The organism is Deltaproteobacteria bacterium PRO3 (assembly GCA_030263375.1).
In the GTDB taxonomy this organism is placed as follows: domain Bacteria; phylum UBA10199; class UBA10199; order DSSB01; family DSSB01; genus DSSB01.
In genome coordinates this window covers 1-17,184 of record SZOV01000073.1, presented here as the reverse complement: position 1 = coordinate 17,184, position 17,184 = coordinate 1, and the positions used below count along the sequence as shown (strand labels likewise).

General features: G+C 64.5%; 16 protein-coding genes. 4 read left to right on the top strand and 12 right to left on the bottom strand.

Going from position 1 to position 17,184, the window contains the following annotated elements:
- The 3 genes from FBR05_11340 to FBR05_11330 all read right to left on the bottom strand — a co-directional run.
- A partial coding sequence (locus FBR05_11340) for a hypothetical protein (GenBank protein MDL1872778.1) occupies positions 1-378 on the bottom strand: 378 nt, incomplete at its 3' end.
- A 48-nt stretch (positions 379-426) separates the two neighbouring features.
- Entirely contained in the window at positions 427-1,128 is a 702-nt protein-coding gene (locus FBR05_11335; protein MDL1872777.1) for a response regulator transcription factor, read from the bottom strand.
- A gap of 87 nt (positions 1,129-1,215) precedes the next feature.
- On the bottom strand, positions 1,216-2,148 hold the full coding sequence (locus FBR05_11330; protein MDL1872776.1) for a hypothetical protein: 933 nt from the start codon (positions 2,146-2,148) through the stop codon (positions 1,216-1,218).
- A 521-nt stretch (positions 2,149-2,669) separates the two neighbouring features.
- Between FBR05_11330 and FBR05_11325 the strand changes: the two genes are divergently transcribed.
- Positions 2,670-3,869, top strand: coding sequence for a hypothetical protein (locus tag FBR05_11325; protein ID MDL1872775.1), 1,200 nt, complete (start codon positions 2,670-2,672; stop codon positions 3,867-3,869).
- Here the strand turns inward: FBR05_11325 and FBR05_11320 are convergent.
- Entirely contained in the window at positions 3,866-5,680 is a 1,815-nt protein-coding gene (locus FBR05_11320; GenBank protein ID MDL1872774.1) for a DUF389 domain-containing protein, read from the bottom strand. The genes FBR05_11325 and FBR05_11320 overlap by 4 nt on opposite strands.
- A gap of 179 nt (positions 5,681-5,859) precedes the next feature.
- On the opposite strand from FBR05_11320, the gene FBR05_11315 reads away from it, so the two are divergent.
- Complete coding sequence (locus tag FBR05_11315) at positions 5,860-6,534, top strand: DUF4397 domain-containing protein (protein MDL1872773.1); 675 nt, start codon at positions 5,860-5,862, stop codon at positions 6,532-6,534.
- Between the two features lie 3 nt (positions 6,535-6,537).
- Here the strand turns inward: FBR05_11315 and FBR05_11310 are convergent, their stop codons facing one another.
- From FBR05_11310 to FBR05_11280, 7 genes are read right to left on the bottom strand one after another with little or no spacing between them, the layout of a single operon-like run.
- Entirely contained in the window at positions 6,538-6,912 is a 375-nt protein-coding gene (locus FBR05_11310; GenBank protein ID MDL1872772.1) for a monovalent cation/H(+) antiporter subunit G, read from the bottom strand.
- Positions 6,905-7,177, bottom strand: coding sequence for a pH regulation protein F (locus FBR05_11305; GenBank protein ID MDL1872771.1), 273 nt, complete (start codon positions 7,175-7,177; stop codon positions 6,905-6,907). Before FBR05_11305 ends, FBR05_11310 begins: the two co-directional genes overlap by 8 nt.
- Before the next feature lie 12 nt (positions 7,178-7,189).
- Positions 7,190-7,660 carry a Na+/H+ antiporter subunit E gene (locus tag FBR05_11300; protein MDL1872770.1) on the bottom strand — a complete coding sequence of 157 codons (471 nt, stop codon included), beginning with the start codon at positions 7,658-7,660 and terminating at the stop codon, positions 7,190-7,192.
- Positions 7,657-9,144: a Na+/H+ antiporter subunit D gene (locus tag FBR05_11295; GenBank protein MDL1872769.1), complete on the bottom strand. Its 1,488-nt coding sequence runs from the start codon at positions 9,142-9,144 to the stop codon at positions 7,657-7,659. Before FBR05_11295 ends, FBR05_11300 begins: the two co-directional genes overlap by 4 nt.
- Entirely contained in the window at positions 9,141-9,488 is a 348-nt protein-coding gene (locus FBR05_11290) for a Na+/H+ antiporter subunit C (GenBank protein MDL1872768.1), read from the bottom strand. Before FBR05_11290 ends, FBR05_11295 begins: the two co-directional genes overlap by 4 nt.
- Before the next feature lies 1 nt (position 9,489).
- Entirely contained in the window at positions 9,490-9,903 is a 414-nt protein-coding gene (locus tag FBR05_11285) for a Na+/H+ antiporter subunit B (protein ID MDL1872767.1), read from the bottom strand.
- On the bottom strand, positions 9,900-12,200 hold the full coding sequence (locus FBR05_11280; protein MDL1872766.1) for a putative monovalent cation/H+ antiporter subunit A: 2,301 nt from the start codon (positions 12,198-12,200) through the stop codon (positions 9,900-9,902). The genes FBR05_11285 and FBR05_11280 overlap by 4 nt, the downstream gene beginning before the upstream one ends.
- A gap of 62 nt (positions 12,201-12,262) precedes the next feature.
- Here FBR05_11280 and FBR05_11275 point away from each other — a divergent pair, with 62 nt between their 5' ends.
- Positions 12,263-13,042, top strand: coding sequence for an SAM-dependent chlorinase/fluorinase (locus tag FBR05_11275; GenBank protein MDL1872765.1), 780 nt, complete (start codon positions 12,263-12,265; stop codon positions 13,040-13,042).
- Positions 13,043-13,085: 43 nt separating this feature from the next.
- On the top strand, positions 13,086-14,363 hold the full coding sequence (locus tag FBR05_11270) for a M48 family metallopeptidase (GenBank protein MDL1872764.1): 1,278 nt from the start codon (positions 13,086-13,088) through the stop codon (positions 14,361-14,363).
- A gap of 152 nt (positions 14,364-14,515) precedes the next feature.
- Here FBR05_11270 and FBR05_11265 read toward each other — a convergent pair whose 3' ends face one another.
- On the bottom strand, positions 14,516-17,119 hold the full coding sequence (locus FBR05_11265; protein MDL1872763.1) for a hypothetical protein: 2,604 nt from the start codon (positions 17,117-17,119) through the stop codon (positions 14,516-14,518).
- Between the last annotated feature and the right edge of the window lie 65 nt (positions 17,120-17,184).

Sequence of the window (17,184 nt, the reverse complement as noted above, 5' to 3'; positions counted from 1 at the left end):
TACCGCTCGCAGCGCGAAGGCCTGCCCGCTGTCCAGGGCCTGCTTCACTTCGGGCGGCGCCGCGGCGGCGTCGCTTCCCATGGAAGCTTCCGGCCCCGTATCGGCGACGCGATTCCCCGCCAAGTCGAAGAGCGTGAAGCGATAGGGGCTGCCGGCGGCGAATTTTTCCAGGCGCTCGCCGAGCGCCTTGGCGCGCGAAGGGGCGAGGACCGCCCCTTGCAGGCCGGGCGCGGCTTCGAACCATTCCTGCTGTAGGTCCTGCCGCGCGTTGGTGAGGAGGAGGTTTTCCAGGAAGCGGACCAGCAGGAGATCCCCGGCGACCACGGCCAGCAGAAGGACGGCGAGGTAGGCGAGGAAAATTTTTGCGGAAACGCGCATAGCATCAGGGTCGGGGACTCGGCGGCGCCCCGAGGCGGGCCGCTCGGGTCAGGCCTTCTCGGCGAAGCGATAGCCGATGCCTCGGACGGTCTCGATGTAATTCTCGAACTTGCCCAGCTTCTCGCGCAGCCGCTTGACGTGGGTATCGACGGTGCGGGTGGTGACAAAGGCGTCGTAGCCCCAGACCTTGTCCAGTAGGGTATCGCGCGTCTGGACCCGGCCCTTGGTCTCGAGCAGGTAGCGCAGCAGCTTGAACTCGATCGCGGTGAGCTCGATCTCCTTCCCGGACAGCCAGACCTTGTGCCGGGCGAGGTCCAGCAAAAGCTCGCCGAAGCGGAGCTGCGGCGTCTCCTCGGCGCCTTCCGCCTTTTGCGTGCGGCGCAGGACGGCCTTGGCGCGCAGCAGCAGCTCGCGAGGACTGAAGGGTTTGGTGAGATAGTCGTCGGCGCCCAGCTCGAAACCAACCACTTTGTCGATCTCCTCGCCCTTGGCGGTGAGCATGATGACCGGGATCGCGCGCGTCTCGGCGGCGCCTTTGAGGACGCGGCAGACCTCGAGCCCGTCCATGCCGGGGAGCATGAGGTCGAGGACGATCAGGTCGGGCTTGCGCTCGCGGGCCTTTTTCAGCCCCTCTGCCCCGTTGCCGGAGACCTCGACGCGGAAGCCGGCCTGCTGGAAGTGAAAGGAGAGGAGCTGCTGGATGTCGGCCTCGTCCTCGATGACGAGCACTTTCAAATTGTCGGAAGCCATCCGTCGTCCTCCGGCCTCGCGCGGGGATCGCGCGAGTCGGCGTGAGCATGATCGAGACGCTCGCATTTTCCAAGAAGAAAATGGAAACTAGGGAATGACGAAGGAGAAGGAATCCTCCTGCACGTCGGCCTCGTCGAAGAAGGCGTCCTCGCTGGGCGCAAAGCGCAGGGAGGCGTGGATGTTGGCCTCGATCTGCAACGCGATGGCCCGGATCTCGGGAATCGGCGAATCGGCGCTGATCACCAGGACGCCGTTCAAGATGGAGAGCAGCGTCGGCAGATCCAGGGTCTGGAGCACCGTGTAAATCAATCCCGGCAGGCTTAAGTCGAGCCAGGTCTTGATCTTGAAGGCGATGAAAAGCCGGTTGAGGCCGGGACCGAAGTCGAGGGCCTCGGGGGTCTCGACGCGCAGGGCGGGCGCCTCCCGACTGAGGAAGCGGAAGCGGATCAGCGAGATATTGAGGATGGGCGTGATCTGAAGCGTCCCCTCGACCACAACGGAATGTCCGACCAGCGGCCCGGTGACGAGCGGGTCGTCCTCCGCCCCCGGAGGGATCTCCGCGGCGTCCAAATTTTCCAGCTTGAGGTCCATGCGCTCGTAGAGTCCCTCCGGGACGCCGACCGTGCCGAAGGGCGGGAGTGCCTCGTCGACGATCCCCGAGGCCTGCACCAGGCGCACGACGAAGGGCCCGGCGGACTCGACGCCCGGGCTGAGCGCGTCGTCGAAGTCAAGGTCCTTCAGGAAGAGGCGCACCTCGTCGACGGCGATGAGCGGGCTGACGTTGAGCTGGAGGCTTTTCAGGAAGCTGGCCGGCGCCGGCAGCGTCGTGCTGGTGGCGGGCCGCATCTCGACCTCGGTGAAGCCGGGGGTGGGGCGGGTCGCGGGATTCTCGGAACCCGGGCCGCCGGCCAGATCGCCGTCGGAACCGCTGGGGTCGCCGCCGGTCGGCCCTACGGCACAGCCGATCAAGAGCAGAAAAAAGAGTAAGGACAGCGGGAATAACCGCAAAATCGCGCGCAAGCTCCTACCTCCTCCTTACCCAGCAACGAGAGCGCCATTTATTTTAATTCCGACCCATGGAAAACAAAACGAGAAATTTCAAATCGAAACCCGCGAAATGGAAATAATGAAATTACCTCAACCGCTGGGGGTTGAAGGGGGATGGCGAAGAGCAAACAGCCTGCAAAAAAGATCAGAGCGGATGAGCTCTCGCCTATCCACTCCGACCCGGGGGCACACTTGATATTTTTTTTGTTCCGGGAATTTTTTTTCTTCCCGGCTGCGTCAGCGACGCATGCTAGAAGATATTGCAGGCATTGTGCCAAGCTTGGAATATTTTTTTAACCTATTGAAATAATAGAGATAATTTTATTAAACCCCCTATTGAAATTAAAATTTATACATTCTTATTATTTAAATAATAATCCAAATTATAAATTAAATTATAAAATTAAAAATATGCGTCCCACCTTCCCTCCGCATCCGATTGCGGCCGCGGGGCGGAGGCGCTACATTTTCCGGACACCCCTGCGGAGCACGCCATGCAATGGGCCTCGACACTCAGCCGCGATCCCGATCTATCCCGGGCCGTCCTCCAGGCCGCGGAGGCGCTGACGGCGCGGCTCGGCGGAGCGCGTCCCGACCTGGTCGTCGCCTTTCTCGCGGGCTACGGCGCCGAGGCCGCCCTCTCCTTTCCGAAGCTGCTAACCGATAAGATCCCCCCGCGCTGCCTGATCGGCTGCACCGCGGGCGGCGTGATCGGCGACGGCGAGGAGGTCGAACGTTCGCCCGCCCTTTCCCTGACCGGCGCGCTGCTGCCGAATGTCGAGGTGCGCGGCTTTCACCTCGCCCCGGAGGCCGTCCCCTCCCCCAACGAAGAGGCCCAGGCCTGGGAGGCCTGTCTGCGGACTCGCGCCGCGGACCGTCCTCACTTTATTTTGCTGCCCGATCCCTTCAGCTTCGACGCGGCCCGCTTCCTGGACGGACTGGATCGGCATTTTCCGGAGGCGAGGAAGGTCGGAGGCCTCGCCAGCGGGGCCGCGCAGCGCGGCCTCAACCGGCTCTTCCTCAACCAGGAGACCTACGACTCCGGCGTCATCGGCGCCTCGCTGTGGGGCGACATCGCCGTGGACACCCTGGTGGCCCAGGGCTGCCGTCCCATCGGCCAGCCGATGTTCGTCACGCGCTGCCAGCAGAACCTCCTGCAGGAGCTCGACGGGAAGCCCCCCTCCGCGGTCCTGCAGTCGCTCTACCACCAGCTCGAGCCGCGCGACCAAGAGCTGTTCCGCCAGTCGCTGTTTTTGGGATTGGTGATGAAGGAGGCGCAGCGCGAGTACCGGCAGGGCGATTTCCTGATCCGCAACATCCTCGGCGTCGACGAGTCGCGCGAGTCGCTGGTGGTCGGCGCCCTGCTGCGCGAGGGCCAGGTGGTGCAGTTCCACCTGCGCGACGCCAGGACCTCCAGCGAGGACCTGAACGCCATGCTGATCCGCTTCAAGACGGAGCACTTGAGCGACGTCCCGCCGGCCGGCGCCCTGCTCTTCTCCTGCCTGGGCCGCGGGGCCCAGCTCTACGGCGAGCCGAACCACGACTCGCGGGTCTTTCGCCGCTTCGTCGGGGAGGTGCCGCTGGGTGGCTTTTTCTGCAACGGCGAGATCGGCCCGGTCCACGGCCAGACCTACCTGCACGGCTACACCAGCTCCTTCGGGATCTTTCGCTCCGCCGCGAAAACCAATTCCTAAGGCTCCGCTGCCGGAACGCTCTCCGAAAGCTCAGGAAAAGGAGATGGGTCGAAGGTCGGGGTATGCCCCTCCGCCCTCCGCCGGAGAGATACCAACAATCGGGGACTACCCTCGGGAAGCTCGCTGATTTCCAGGGAAACAGGCGGAATTCCCTGCGCCTCCATTTCCTCGGAAAGCCGAGACGCGAGAGCTGAGGAATGCCTGCGCCCTTCCCGTCCGCTTTGGCGGGTCGCTAACAAGAGGAGTTCTATTTCCAGTTCGGGAAATTCCTTGATCGCCTTGCCGACGCGGACCACCTCTTCCTTGGCTTCCGGAGAAAGCAGGACGCGACCGAAAGACAGAGGAAAGGGGCCGTAACGGGAAGGAACCCATTGCCATTCGATGCTGGGCTCGAAGCCCAAGGACTGCCGGACGCCGTTGGAAAACACATGCTTGGCGTCCTGGCTCAATGCCTCGGCCGCCAAATAGGCGAGCTTGAGCCTGGGCGTGATTTCGCCGTCTTCCGCCTCCTCTATGAAAAACTTCAGGCCGAGCAATTGAGCCATGGGAAGGGGCCACAGCCCCTGTACCACGGATTGGATCCTGCCGAAGAGCCGTTGATAGCTCTCCTCGGGAGGAACGGACCTCTCTTCCCTGCCCACGCCAAAAAAACCGGCCCAATCCGTTTCCTTCTCTTCGCCGAAAAATCCCGGGCTCTGGATCAAGATCAATCGGACCGGGACTTTCAAGCGCTCGCTCGCCAGCTTCTCGAATCTCCCTTTTTCCTCCGATCCGAAGATCCAATTGGTGCTCACCCGCACGACGGCGCGCAAGCCGTCGGGAGCGTTCTCGATCGAAATTTTTTCGATGTCCGAGCGGTTTTTGACGCGAAACAGCCCTTGCCCGATCTCATGAATGACCTTGACCTGCGTTTGCTCTCTCCCGCGCTTCTGTACCTGGGCCACCACGCGGTTGAGCGCCTCCTGCAGGGGAAAATATACCAGAAGGAAAAAAACCAATATGACCGCGAGACGCGCCTGCAGCGTGCCGATCTTGCTCCAAATCATCCCGAAACGCCGACGGCTCAGCCAGGTCTCGAGCCGCGAGAGGTTGCCGGGCCGGCTCTGCCATTCGTCCACCTGCGCCTTGACCCTTCTACCACCCATACCCACTACCAGGAAAACGAGCATCGAGGTCAGGACGATCGCGACCAAGTTCGCGGCGAAGAGAAGGCCCGCTCCCTTCGCGACGGAAATCCACTGGGGGTCGTAGTGCCGGATCCCGACGCCAAAACCCACCACGCAAAGCGGCGGCATCAAGGCCACCGCGATGGCCGTCCCGGGCAGGGCGGCCGTCAACCCCTTGGAACTCTTCAGGGTGGCGACGCTCCCTGCCAAACCGCTCAGCAGAGCCACCACCAAGTCGAGAATGGTCGGTTGGGTCCTCGCCAAAATCTCGGACGTAACCTCCTTGAAGGGTAATACGGAGGTAAAAAAAACAGCCGCCGCCAAGGCCGCGGCGACGCTCAGCAACAAGTTCACGATGGCCCGCACGCCCAAAAAGATGTCGCCGGTGGCAAGGGCCAAACCGATCCCCATAATGGGGGTCATCAGCGGAGAGATCAACATGGCCCCGATCACCACCGCGGCGCTGTTCAACGCCAGACCCAAGGTGGCGATGCCGCAGGCCAAGAGCAATTCGAACCAATAGGGTATATTGGAAAGCTTGGTCCCGACGATCGTCGAGATATAGATGGAAACGCGGGTCTCCGCGTCGATATTGAACCATCGACTGGCCTGTCTCGAAAGACGAACGAATAGGCTCTTGAGCATGCGGGCGGCAGCTTATCAAATTCCGAAATCCGACCTAAAGGAAAACTCTTCCATCGAGGAGTCGCCAAACCGGCGCGGGTAATAATCCATGATTTCCAGCAACCCTTCAGTCGCCCTACCGATAGGAAGACAAATCGTCCATTAACCGCGGGTTCGGTCTGCCTCGATAGGAGGATAAGATGAAGAAATTATACGCAAAACTGCTCACCATTGCCGCGCTCTGCGGGCTTTCCGCCTGCGGGGGCGCCGTCGCCAACCTGCAGGTCTTCAACGCCTCGCCGGACGCCCCGGCCCTCGACATCCTGCTGGACAACGAGGTCGTCGTGGCCGGCCTGCAGGACTTCGCCTTCGAGCAATACCAAGAGGTCGACGCCGGAAACACCGGGATCCGGGTCAACGAGGCCGGCACCTCCCGCACCCTGACCGAGCTCGGCGCCGCCCTGAACGGCAATCAAAGCTACACCCTGATCGTTTTGAATTTTCTCGACGACCTCGAGGCCCTGCTGCTGACCGACGACAACTCGATCGATCAGGCCTCCACCGCCAAGCTGCGCCTGGTGAACGCCTCGCCCAGCGCGCCCGCCTTGGACTTCTATTTCACCGCCCCCGGCACCGATCTTAATTCGGTGACTCCCCTGTTGAGCGACTTGAGCTTCAAGGAAGTCTCCAACTACCTCATCGTCGGCGCCAGCACCTACCAGGTCCGCGTCACGCAGGCCGGCACCAAGACGGTTCTGGTGGATTCGGGCAATTTCGTGCTGAGCCCCTCGCAGGTGCGCACGGGCGTGGTGGTCGACGCCGCCGGCGGCGGCGGGCCCTTCAACATCGTCTTCCTGCCGGACAAGCTGCAGTAGCCCTCAGGCCTTGGGCTCCAGCTCCTTGGCGCATTTCAAGGTCTGCGAGCCCCGCTCGTAGCGGCCGCGCAGCTCGTCGAGGACGGATTTTTCCCACAACGGAACGCCGACCCAGTAGGCGGCGCGGCCGATCATGTGCGCCGCGACCGGCGCGGTGAGCAGGAAGAACAAGATCCCCACCACCGCCTTGACGGTGACGGTCAGGTCGTCGAAGTAAAGCGCGACCGCCAGCAGCTGCAGCGCCACGCCCAAGGCCCCGGCCTTGGAAGAGGCGTGCATCCGCATGAAGAGGTCCGGCAGGCGAAAAATCCCCAAGGCCGCGATCCCCATCAGAAGGGTGCCCAAGACCATGGCGCCCATGGCGAACCATTCATTCATGGGCAGTCCCCCTCCGCATCAGGTATTTGGAAAAGATCACGGTGCCTAAAAACGAGATCAGGGCCAAGACCAGCGCCACGTCGAGGTAGACGGTCTCGCGCGCGTAGATCGCGAACAGCGCGATCATTCCCACCATGATCGACACCATCAAATCGAAGGCGACGACCCGGTCGGCGAGCGTCGGGCCGCGGAGGAGCCGGCAAAATCCCAGCACCAGGGCCAGCGACAGCAGGCCCCAGCATAGCGCCAAGGCGATGGGGAAGATCTCGTTCACGAATTACCTCAACAAGTCCAGAACCCGCCGCTCGAATCCCTCCCGGATCGAGCGCCGCGCCGCCTCCGGGTCTTCCAGGTACATCCCGTGGATGTATAGGGTCTTGCGGTCGGTGGAGACGTCCAGGCTCAACGTCCCCGGCGTCAGGGTGATGATGTTGGCCAACAAGGTGATCTCGCCGTCGGTCTGGGCCTCCAGCGGAAAGGCGAAGATCCCCGGCCTCATCCGCAGGCGGGGCCGCAGCACGTCGACGGCGATCTTGAAATTGGACAGCAGCAGCTCCCACGCGAAGGTGAAGACGAAGGCGACAGTCCGGCGCAGGCCGGAAAAGTACTTCGACTTCCGCTCCCGCTGGCTGGCCCACAGCACGAGGTAGCCCAGCAGGAAGCCCACTCCGAAGGAGGCGAGGCTGTAATTTTGGCTGACCGCCACGTAGACCAGCATCAAAAGCATGTTCCACAGGAACAAGGTCATAGGTTCGCTCCGAGCACCACGCGGATGTATTGCTCTTTATCCAACAGCTGCCGCGCCGTTGCCAAGGATAAGCGCAGCAGGGGCTCGCTGCACAGCCCCATCGCCAGGGTCAAGAGGGCAAGGCCGCCAAAGGGAACCCAGAGCAGCCGCGAAACCTTGGAAGGAGCGGAGGCACGCGGCGCCGCCTTCCAAAAGGCCTGGGCCCAGATCTTGACCATGGAGAAGAGCGTCAGAATGCTGACGAAAAGCGCCACGGCGGTGATCAGGTAGCGGCCGCCGGCGAGCCCCGCCTGGACGAGTGCGAACTTCGCGAAAAATCCGGACAGCGGCGGCAGGCCCGCCAGGGCGAAGGCGGCGAGGAGGAAGAAGCCCGCCAAGGCCGGCGAAAGCCGCGCCAGCCCCCCGAGCTCCTGGAGGTCGTAGCTCCCCTGCATCCGGCCCATGATCCCGGAGGCCAGAAAGAGGGCGGACTTTGCCAAAATCACGTGCACCATGAAAAACACCGTGCCAGCGATCGCGAGCTCGGTGAACAATCCCAGCCCCATCAGCAGGTAGCCGATCTGGCTCACGATGTGGAAGGAGAGCAGGCGCCGCACCTCGTTCTGTGCGACCGCTCCCAAGACCCCGGTGACCATGGTGAAGCCGGCGATGACCAGGAGCAGCTGGTGGGTGTACTCAACCTGTTGGGTGAAGAGCAGGGTGAAGACCCGCAACAGGGAGTAGACCCCCGCCTTCGTCAAAAGCGCCGAGAAGATCGCCGTCACCGCCACCGGTGGGGTCGCGTAGGAGGCGGGCAGCCAGAAGAAAAACGGAAAGGCCGCGGCCTTGATGCCGAAGGCGATCAGGAAGAGCATGGCGAGCGTCGTGCTCAGGCCCACGGGGAGGCCGTTGTCGAGGAAACGGGCGAGATCCGCCATGTTGAGGGTGCCCGTCAGGCCGTAGAGGATGCCGAGCGCCGTGAGGAACATCGAGGAGGAGACGAGGTTCATCACCACGTACTTGACGCCCCCCTCCAGCTGGAGCGGCGTCCCGCCCAGGCTGATCAGCGCGAAGGAAGACATCAGCATCACCTCGTACCAGACGTAGAGGTTGAAGAGGTCGCCCGTCGTGAAGGCCCCGCAGACCCCCATCAGCAGAAATTGGAAGAGGGGAAAAAAACCGAAGCGCACCCGCTCCGCGTCGAGGCTCCCGAAGGAAAAGACGAGGACGCCCAGGCCCATCAAGGCCGTCATGACGACCATGACGGCGCTCAACAGGTCTATTACCAGCGCGATGCCGAAGGGCGCCGGCCAATTGCCGGCGTGCAGGACGAGGATGCCCTCGCGCTGCACGGTCCAAAGCAGCGCGAAGGCTGCGGCCAGCAAGAGCGAGGCGCCCAGTATCCCGACGCGCCGCTGGGCGGCGGCCGAGCGGGAGAAAAACAACGAAAGAATCGCCGTCGCGAAGGGGATCAAGAGCGGCATGGCGGGCAGGAGGGCTCTCATACGTCGGTGGACCTCATGCTCGCGGTGTCGTCGCTGCCCCGCTCTTGATAGTAGCGGTAGATCAAGACGAAGGTGAAGGAGAGCAATCCGAAGCTGATGACGATGGCCGTCAGGATCAGGGCCTGGGCCAGGGGGTCGGCGAAGGGCGGGACGGCCGCCTCGGCTCCGGGCGGCACGATGGGGGGCTTAGCCCGGGTCAGGCCGCCCGAGGTGAAGATGAGCAGGTTGATCGCGTTGCTGAGCAACAGGAAGCCGAAGAGCATGCGCACGATGCTCCGCCGCAGCAGCAAATAGAAGGCCGCGGCGTAGAGGGCTCCGATCACGATGGCCAACAAGGTCTCCAAGCTATTCCTCCATCAGGCCCAGCACGATGGTCAGCATCACACCGAAGACAGCGGCGTAGACCCCCAAGTCGAACAACAAGGGAGTCCCGAGCTTCAGCTCCCCGAGGGGCCCCAAGTCCCATTTCCCCCACACGCCGGTGAACAGCGGCAGGCCCAGCGCCACCGGCCACAGGGCGCTGCCCAAGGCGCCGGCCAGCCCGAGGCCGATGAAGGTTCGCGGGTCCAGCTTGAGCAGCTCGCGCATCTCGCCGACGCCGAAGGCCAGGGCGTAAAGGATGTAGCCCCCGGCCGCTACCAGGCCCGCGACGAAACCACCCCCGGGCTCGTTGTGGCCGCGCAGGAACAGGAAGAGCGAAAAGAGCAGCATCAAGGGCAGCAGAAATCGCGCCGTCGCGCGGAGGATCAAGGACTTCACGGCTCCCCTCCTCCTCTCAGGCGCAGCTTGAGCAGGGCGTAGACGCCCAGGGCCGCGATCCCCAGGACCGTGATCTCGCCCATGGTATCCAGGGCGCGAAAGTCGACCAGGATCACGTTGACGATGTTGCGGCCCTGGCCCAAGGGAAGGCTGTTTTCCGAAAAATACCTCACCAAGCGGCCGGGATGCGGGCTTTGCTGCGCGATCAAGACGAGCGCCGTCACCAAGGCCCCGGCGGCGAGCGAAAGCAAGGCGTCGCGGAGCCGGGAGGCGGGCCGCGAGTATTTGGCGAAACCCGGGAGGTGGTAGAGGCCCAAGAGCAGGACGATCAGCATGAGGGTCTCGACCAGGATCTGCGTCATCGCCAGGTCGGGGGCGCCGAACAGCAGATAGAGAAAAGCGATGCCGTAGCCCACTACGCCGAGGGCCACGACGGCGAACATCCGGGAATTGGTCAAAACGGCGATCAATGCCCCGCAGGCGATCAAGGCCGCCCAGACGACCTCGTAAAAACGCAGGCCGCTGCTCGGCAGCCGCAGCCGGAATTCCCCTTGAAACAGGAGCGGCCAGGCGATCATGGCGATGATGGCGACCAAAAAGACCAGCAGATAGAGGTTGAGATGGCCGTGCTGCAAGAGCCGCGTCTGCCCGGCGGCCAGCCCCTTCAGGGCCCTCAGCGCCCAACCGTAGGCCCGGGCGGGCCCGTAGGAGAGTGGCCCCGCGGCGGCCGCGAAGGCCCGGCGCAAGGGCCCGCGCGCGGCATACAGCAGGGCGCCGAGGGCGAGCGTGGCCAGGCTTAGCATCAAGGTTAAGTTAAAGCCGTGCCATAAGGCCAATTTCAGGACGACCGCCTCGCCCAAGGCGGCCGAGGCCGCCGCAGCCAGCGGGGACTGGGGCCAGGCGGGCCAAAGACCGAAGGCCAGCGAGAGGAGCGCCAAGCTCGCGGGACCCAGCCACAGCCCAAGCGGCGCCTCGTGCGGGGCCTTGGGCGTCTCGACGCGGCGGCCGAAGAAGGGCTCGACGGCGACCATCATCGCCGCCGCCACGCCGCCGACGCTGCCCAGCAGGGCGACGCCCATCGCGAGGTCGCCCGGCCAGGAGGAGGCCTGCGCCGCTTCGTAGAAAATCTCTTTCGCCAGAAACCCGAAGAGGGGCGCCAGGCCAGCCATAGAGGCGGCCGCGAGCAGGGTCGCGGTCCCGCTGAGCGGCATCTTGCCGAAGAGCCCCCCCAGGCGCGTCACGTCCCGGCAGCCGGTCTCGTGATCGACCGTCCCCGCCGCCATGAACAGGGCCCCCTTGTAAAGGGCATGGGCCAAGAGGAAAACCATGCAGGCCTGAACGGCGAGGGCCTCGCCCCAGCCCAAGAGCCAGGTCAAGAGCCCCAAGGCGCTGACCGTGGAATAGGCCAGGAGCTTTTTCAAATCGCTCTGTTGCAAGGCCGTGAAGGCCCCGACCAGGAAAGTCGCCGCGCCCACCGTCGAGACGATCCCCACCCAGGCCTCGGTGCCGCCCAGGGCCGGCGAGAGCCGCGCCAGCAAGTAGACGCCCGCCTTCACCATCGTCGCCGAATGCAGGAAGGCGCTGACCGGCGTCGGGGCCTCCATCGCGCTGGGCAGCCAGAAGTGGAAGGGAAATTGCGCCGACTTGGTGAAGGCCCCGGCGAGGACCAAGAGGAGTGCCGGGAGGTAGAGCGGATGTTCCCGCAAGGCCGCGCCACGGGAGGCCAGCTCGTGAAAGCTCCAGGCGCCTCCCATCTGCCCGAGCAGGATCAGGCCGGCGAACATCGCCAGGCCGCCCAGGCCGGTGACAAGCAGGGCCTGCAAGGCCGCCTCGCGCGACGCCTCGCGCTCATGGTCGAATCCGATCAGCAGGTAGGAGGTGACGCTGGTCAATTCCCAAAAGACGAAGAGCAAGAAGAGGTTGTCGGCGAGCACCAGGCCGAGCATGGCCCCGAGGAAGGCGAGCAGGAAGAGGAAAAAACGCCCCAGGCGCGGGTCCCCTTTCAGGTAGGCCCCGGCGTAGACGACGATCAGGGTCCCGATGCCGGTGATGAGCAGGGCGAAGAGCAAGCTTAGGCCGTCGAGCCGGAAGGCGAGCTCGAGGCCGAGCGCCGGCACCCAACTCCGCACCTCGGCGAAGGTCCAGCCCGGCTCGACCTCGCCGAGAAAACGGAGGAAATAAACGAAGAGGGCCAAGGGCCCCAGCGCCAGGATCCAGGCGCAGGCCTTGGACTGCAGGCGATGCAGCCCAGGGGCCAGGGCGGCCAGGGCGAAGACGGCCAAGATTCCCCACGACATGCGTCATTTCCTAAAACAATAATTTCGCTTGGCAAAGCCTTTTCGGCCCCTAAACTGAAACCATGGTGATTGCCCTGCTCAGCGACTTCGGCCTGCAAGACCACTACGTCGGCGCGATGAAGGGCGTGCTGGCGCGCTTGGCCCCCAACGCCAAGGTGATCGATATCTCCCACCAGGTGCCGCCCTTCGACCGCGTCCTGGGCGGCCTTCTCCTCTACCAAAGCTATCGTTATTTCCCGCGCAAGACCGTCTTCGTCGCGGTAGTCGATCCCGGCGTCGGCAGCGCGCGCAAGCCGATCCTGGCCGAGAGCGAGGATTATTTCTTCGTCGGCCCGGACAACGGCGTGCTCGCCATGGCCCTGGCCGAGCAAAAAATCCGGCGCATCGTGCACTTGAACAACCCCAAATATTTCTTGCAGCCGCTCAGCGCGACCTTCCACGGCCGCGACCTCTTCGCCCCGGTCGCCGCCCACCTGTCCCAAGGCCTCTCGGTCGAGTTCTTCGGCACCGAGCTCACCGACTACGAAAGGCTCCCCGATTTCGTCCCGGCCTTCTCCGCCGACCGCATCGAGGGGCGCATCCTCGCCTTCGACCGCTTCGGCAACGCGATCACCAACTTGGCCAAGGGCTTCGTGCAACGACACCACCACGGGAGCGAATGGAACGCCCGCGTCGGCGGCCTGGAATTAAAGGGCCTGAAATCCTGCTTCTCCGAGGCCGCGCCGGGCGAGGCCCTGCTCTACTTCGGCAGCGGCAACCTGCTCGAGATCGCGGTCAACCAGGGCTCGGCCGAGGAAAAACTCGGCCTGAAACGCGGGGATTCCGTCCTGATCCCGCTTTAGCTTGCTTTTGTCCGCGTCCCCTTTTACTTCTGTACAAGGGAGAATGATGATCCACGTCCAACATTGGTTCTTTTGGCTCTTTTTGTCCCTCTACCTCGCCTTCCTGGCCGTGGAATTCACCCTCGACTACCTCAACCTCCGCCACATCGAGAAAAACCGCGGCAAGATCCCCGAGCTCTTCGCGGGCACCTTCAGCGAGGAGGAATACCGCCGCAGCATCGCCTACACCCGGGCCAAGACCCACTACAGCTGGGTGAAGAGCGGCTTCGACGCCCTGCTGCTCTGGACCCTCATCTTGAGCGGTGCCTTCTGGAGCATCGACGTCTGGCTGGGGCAGTGGCTCCCGAACCACTCGCTGCCGCACCAGGTCGCTTATCCCTTCGTGGTGGGCGCCCTCATCTACCTGGTGCACCTCCCCTTCAGCGTCTATTACCAGTTCGTCCTCGAAGAGCGCTTCGGCTTCAACAAGATGAAGTCCGGCACCTTCGTCCTCGACCAAGTCAAGGGCATCGCCCTCTCGTTGGCCTTAGGGATTCCCCTCCTGACGCTGATCTTCTGGCTGGTGCCCACGATCGGGCCGAACTGGTGGCTGGCGGCCTGGGCGGTCTTGATGCTCTTCCAGTTGGTGACGGCGGCCCTCTTTCCCGTCGTCCTGGCGCCGATCTTCTACAAGTTCACGCCCCTCCAGGAAGGGGAGCTGAAGGACCGGCTGGAGCGCCTTACCGAAAAGCTGCGCTTCAAGATGGCGGGCGTCTTCACCATCGACGGCTCGCGGCGCTCCGCCCACTCCAACGCCTTCTTCGCCGGCCTCGGCAAGACCCGCCGCATCGTCCTCTTCGACACCCTGATCCAAAGCCTCAATCCCGCCGAGATCGTCGCGGTGATCGCGCACGAGATCGGCCACAACAAACGGCGCCACATCCTGAAGGGGCTGGTGCTGTCTTCGCTGACCACGCTGGGCTCGCTGTACGTCCTGGAAAAATGCCTGGAGTGGCCGCCTTTCTTCGAGGCCTTCGGCGTGCCCGAGCCCAGCCTGCAGATCGGCTTCGTGATCTTCGGGCTCTTGAGCTCGGTCTTCACCTTCCCGCTCAACCCGATCTTCCAGTGGCTCTCGCGGCGCAACGAGTACGAGGCCGACCGCTACTCGGTCGAGGTGAACGGCGACAAGGAGGGCATGATCTCCTCGCTGGTCAAGCTCTCGAAGGACAACCTGAGCAACCTGACGCCCCACCCCTGGTATAGCTTCTACCACTACAGCCACCCGACGACCACCGAGCGGGCGCGCGCCATTCTAGCCTTCGCGACCTCGAGAAACGGTTAGGAGGCTGTTGAAAAAAGATTTTATTCCCGCCGGAGTAAATCCGGCTCCATACACCGGTGGTTTTTCAACAGCCTGTTCGACGCTTTCGGCGTCGTAGCCAACATTCCGACTCGTTTTCCAGGAAACTTCGCCGCGGTTTTTTTCCGCGGCCGCTAATTGACTTGGTTCCAGCGGGAGAGGACGCGGTTCACGGTCGCCCGCACCTCGAGGAGATTTCCCTCGGCCGCCGCCTCCAGGCGCGCGCGCAGGTCGAAGTTGGGCTCGAGGTAGGGAAGCAGGGCCTCGAGGATACCGGCGGCGAAGCGTCGCTGTTCCACCGGACCCTGGGTCATGCGCTGGATCCAGGCCGTGGCGAGGGCCTCGCGCTCCGGGCGCGGCATGCGGGCGAGGGTCGAAGCGAGGACTTGCGGCCACTGCTCGAGCCGGTAGCCGGCGTTCTCGGGGGGAAGTCGATCGGGAGCGAGGTCGCGGGCGCCCTTGAGCAGCATGCTCCAGAGGTGGAAGCGCGCCTCGGCCGGTACCGCGGCGTTATTGGCATACTCGTGGGCGACGGCCAAGAGGTGGTCGTAGCCCATCGAGCTCGAGGGGTAATCCCGAAAGGCCCGGAACAGCTCCTGTCCCAGCAAGGCCTTCACGTCCGGATCCACGTAATCGCGGCTCAGCAGATAGCCGAGCTCGGCGAAGTTCAGAAACCGCCGGCCATACTGACGCAGCTCCTCCAAGTTTTCCTTCAGGAAGGCCTGCCGGATGCCCGGCAGTTCCCGCCGCAGCCACTCGCGGGCCGGCTCGGCGCTGCGCGGCGAGGCGGCGGTGGCTTCGAGGTGCTCGAGGATCTCCACGCGGGTCTGGCTGCGCAGGTCGGTGTCCCGGAGGCCGGCGCGCTGGGTCTTGAGGAGATCGACTTGGAGCTCGCCCGGCACCCGCCCGTCGCTCAACAGAAGTCTCGCGAGCGGCAGGCTCCCCTCGAAGCCGTTGAACCAGCCGTCGTTGCGCCCGGCGAAGCGCACGGACTCGCGGACCAAGGTCTGGAAATGCGCGGGCTCCAGTTGGGGGAGCTTCCACCCCTCGTTCAGCAGCGTCAGGGCCTGATCGTGCGGGACATCGTTTTCTAGGTCTTTGCGCCTGAGGATCTCGACGACGCGCTCGACGATCCGGCCACGGCCGGCGCGGCTGAGCGAGGGGTTTTTCATCCAGGAGGCGTAAAAGCCGGGGACGATCAGCTCCTCCGCGAGCTCCGGGCGGGTCATCTCGCGGAACAGGGCGCGGGGACCGGGCTCGCGGACGGGGATGCGGGTCAGCAGTTCGTTGAGTCCGTCGACGATCAGGTCGTAGGTCTCGACCTCGATGTTCGTGTCGAGCTTGCGGTAGAGCTGTCGAAAGACCTCGGTGTACTGACGGGGACTCAGTCCCTCCCCATTGCGCAGCATGTCCTGCAGGCGCGCGGTGGCGGCGATCCCCACCGCGCTGTTCTCGTGTTCGACCTGGGAGAGCCAGTAGAGGACTTCGGCCGGCAAGACGACCGATCCGGAGCTGCGGCCACCGCGGCCGCGGCCGGCCATCATGAAGATGTTGGGCACCTCCGCCGGCGGCAGGCGCGGGGCCCGGAGGCCGGCGGTCTCAAGGGCGGGCCTCGGCACGCCAAAGCCGCCCTCGCCGAAGGGCCCCCGGGGCCCAGCGGGACGGGGCGCGGCGAGGGCCGCCGCCTGCAGGTCCATACGGGACTCCCAGGCGGCGAAGCGGGGCCCGAAGGCCCGGCGGGTCAGGCGTCCGGCGACGTGGAATTGCAAGAGCATGGCGAGGGAATCGGTCAGGGTCGTCGCGCCGTCGCGGCGGGGGCGCAGACCGAAGTGTTCTTCCAAAGAATGCCCTAGAAGGATGCCCCCCAACATTCCGCCCTGCTGGAACAGCAGCTGTAGGGGCCGTTCGCGAAGGCCCCCTACGGGGTTGGCAATCCTGCGATACGCCGCCCCACTACCCCACCCCGCCAACTTCATCCCACCCAGCACCAGGTAGCTCGACGCGACGTCCCGCCCCAAGGCCCGACTGTCCCACTCCTGCGACCTGCCGAGGGCCTCGTTGCCCAGCCGCGCCGCGAGGGTGAAGGCCGGCGCCTCCAAGGCAAAGCCCGCCAACGAGGCCAGGCGGCCGGTGCCCAGGAGCTGCGTCAAAAACCCGGCTTGCGGCCTCGCGACCAGGCGCGAGAGCGTCATGATCCGCGTCATGCGAAACACCGCGCCGGCCGTGCCCATGGCGAAGAGCATCGCGGGGTCGCTGGATTGTCGCGCCAAGCCGCGCAGCAGGAATTCGGCGCGGGGGCCGAAGGCGCCGCGCCCGAGGATCGCATCGAGGCCCGCTTGTGCGCGCATCCGCAGGGGCCCTTCGCGACGGGCCCCGGCGCCGTCGGCCTCCTGCACCACCGCAGCGTAGACCTCCGCCGCAGCCTCGACCTTCCCCTCCCCTTCCAAGCTTCGCGCCAAACCCAGGAGGGATTGGTAAAAGAGCTCCGGGTCCGACTCCCCGCCCAGGGCCTCGAGCTCGGCCAGGGCCGCCTCGCCCCAACGCTCGCCAAGGGAACGCCGCTGAACGGGGCTCCAGGAAATATGGGCATGTGGCCCCTCGGCGGGAGCTGTCCCGAGGCTGCGGGACAGCAGGGCCCGGACCCGCTCCAGGGCGGAAAAAGACCCGGCCGCCGGGGCGTCGGCCCCGGCGGCGCGCGTGCCGGAAAAAAGAAACGAGCCCCCTCGGATCGTGAACATGCGAGGTCCAGTTAAAAGGGATGAAGGGAACGCGGGATTTTCGCGTCCCTCGGCAAAAAGTTGCT

Coding starts and splice junctions, on each gene's coding strand:
- FBR05_11335 (MDL1872777.1), bottom strand. CDS start 1,128: ATGGCTTCCGACAATTTGAAAGTGCTCGTCATCGAGGACGAGGCCGAC.
- FBR05_11325 (MDL1872775.1), top strand. CDS start 2,670: ATGCAATGGGCCTCGACACTCAGCCGCGATCCCGATCTATCCCGGGCC.
- FBR05_11320 (MDL1872774.1), bottom strand. CDS start 5,680: ATGCTCAAGAGCCTATTCGTTCGTCTTTCGAGACAGGCCAGTCGATGG.
- FBR05_11315 (MDL1872773.1), top strand. CDS start 5,860: ATGAAGAAATTATACGCAAAACTGCTCACCATTGCCGCGCTCTGCGGG.
- FBR05_11310 (MDL1872772.1), bottom strand. CDS start 6,912: ATGAATGAATGGTTCGCCATGGGCGCCATGGTCTTGGGCACCCTTCTG.
- FBR05_11300 (MDL1872770.1), bottom strand. CDS start 7,660: ATGACCTTGTTCCTGTGGAACATGCTTTTGATGCTGGTCTACGTGGCG.
- FBR05_11295 (MDL1872769.1), bottom strand. CDS start 9,144: ATGAGAGCCCTCCTGCCCGCCATGCCGCTCTTGATCCCCTTCGCGACG.
- FBR05_11280 (MDL1872766.1), bottom strand. CDS start 12,200: ATGTCGTGGGGAATCTTGGCCGTCTTCGCCCTGGCCGCCCTGGCCCCT.
- FBR05_11275 (MDL1872765.1), top strand. CDS start 12,263: ATGGTGATTGCCCTGCTCAGCGACTTCGGCCTGCAAGACCACTACGTC.
- FBR05_11270 (MDL1872764.1), top strand. CDS start 13,086: ATGATGATCCACGTCCAACATTGGTTCTTTTGGCTCTTTTTGTCCCTC.
- FBR05_11265 (MDL1872763.1), bottom strand. CDS start 17,119: ATGTTCACGATCCGAGGGGGCTCGTTTCTTTTTTCCGGCACGCGCGCC.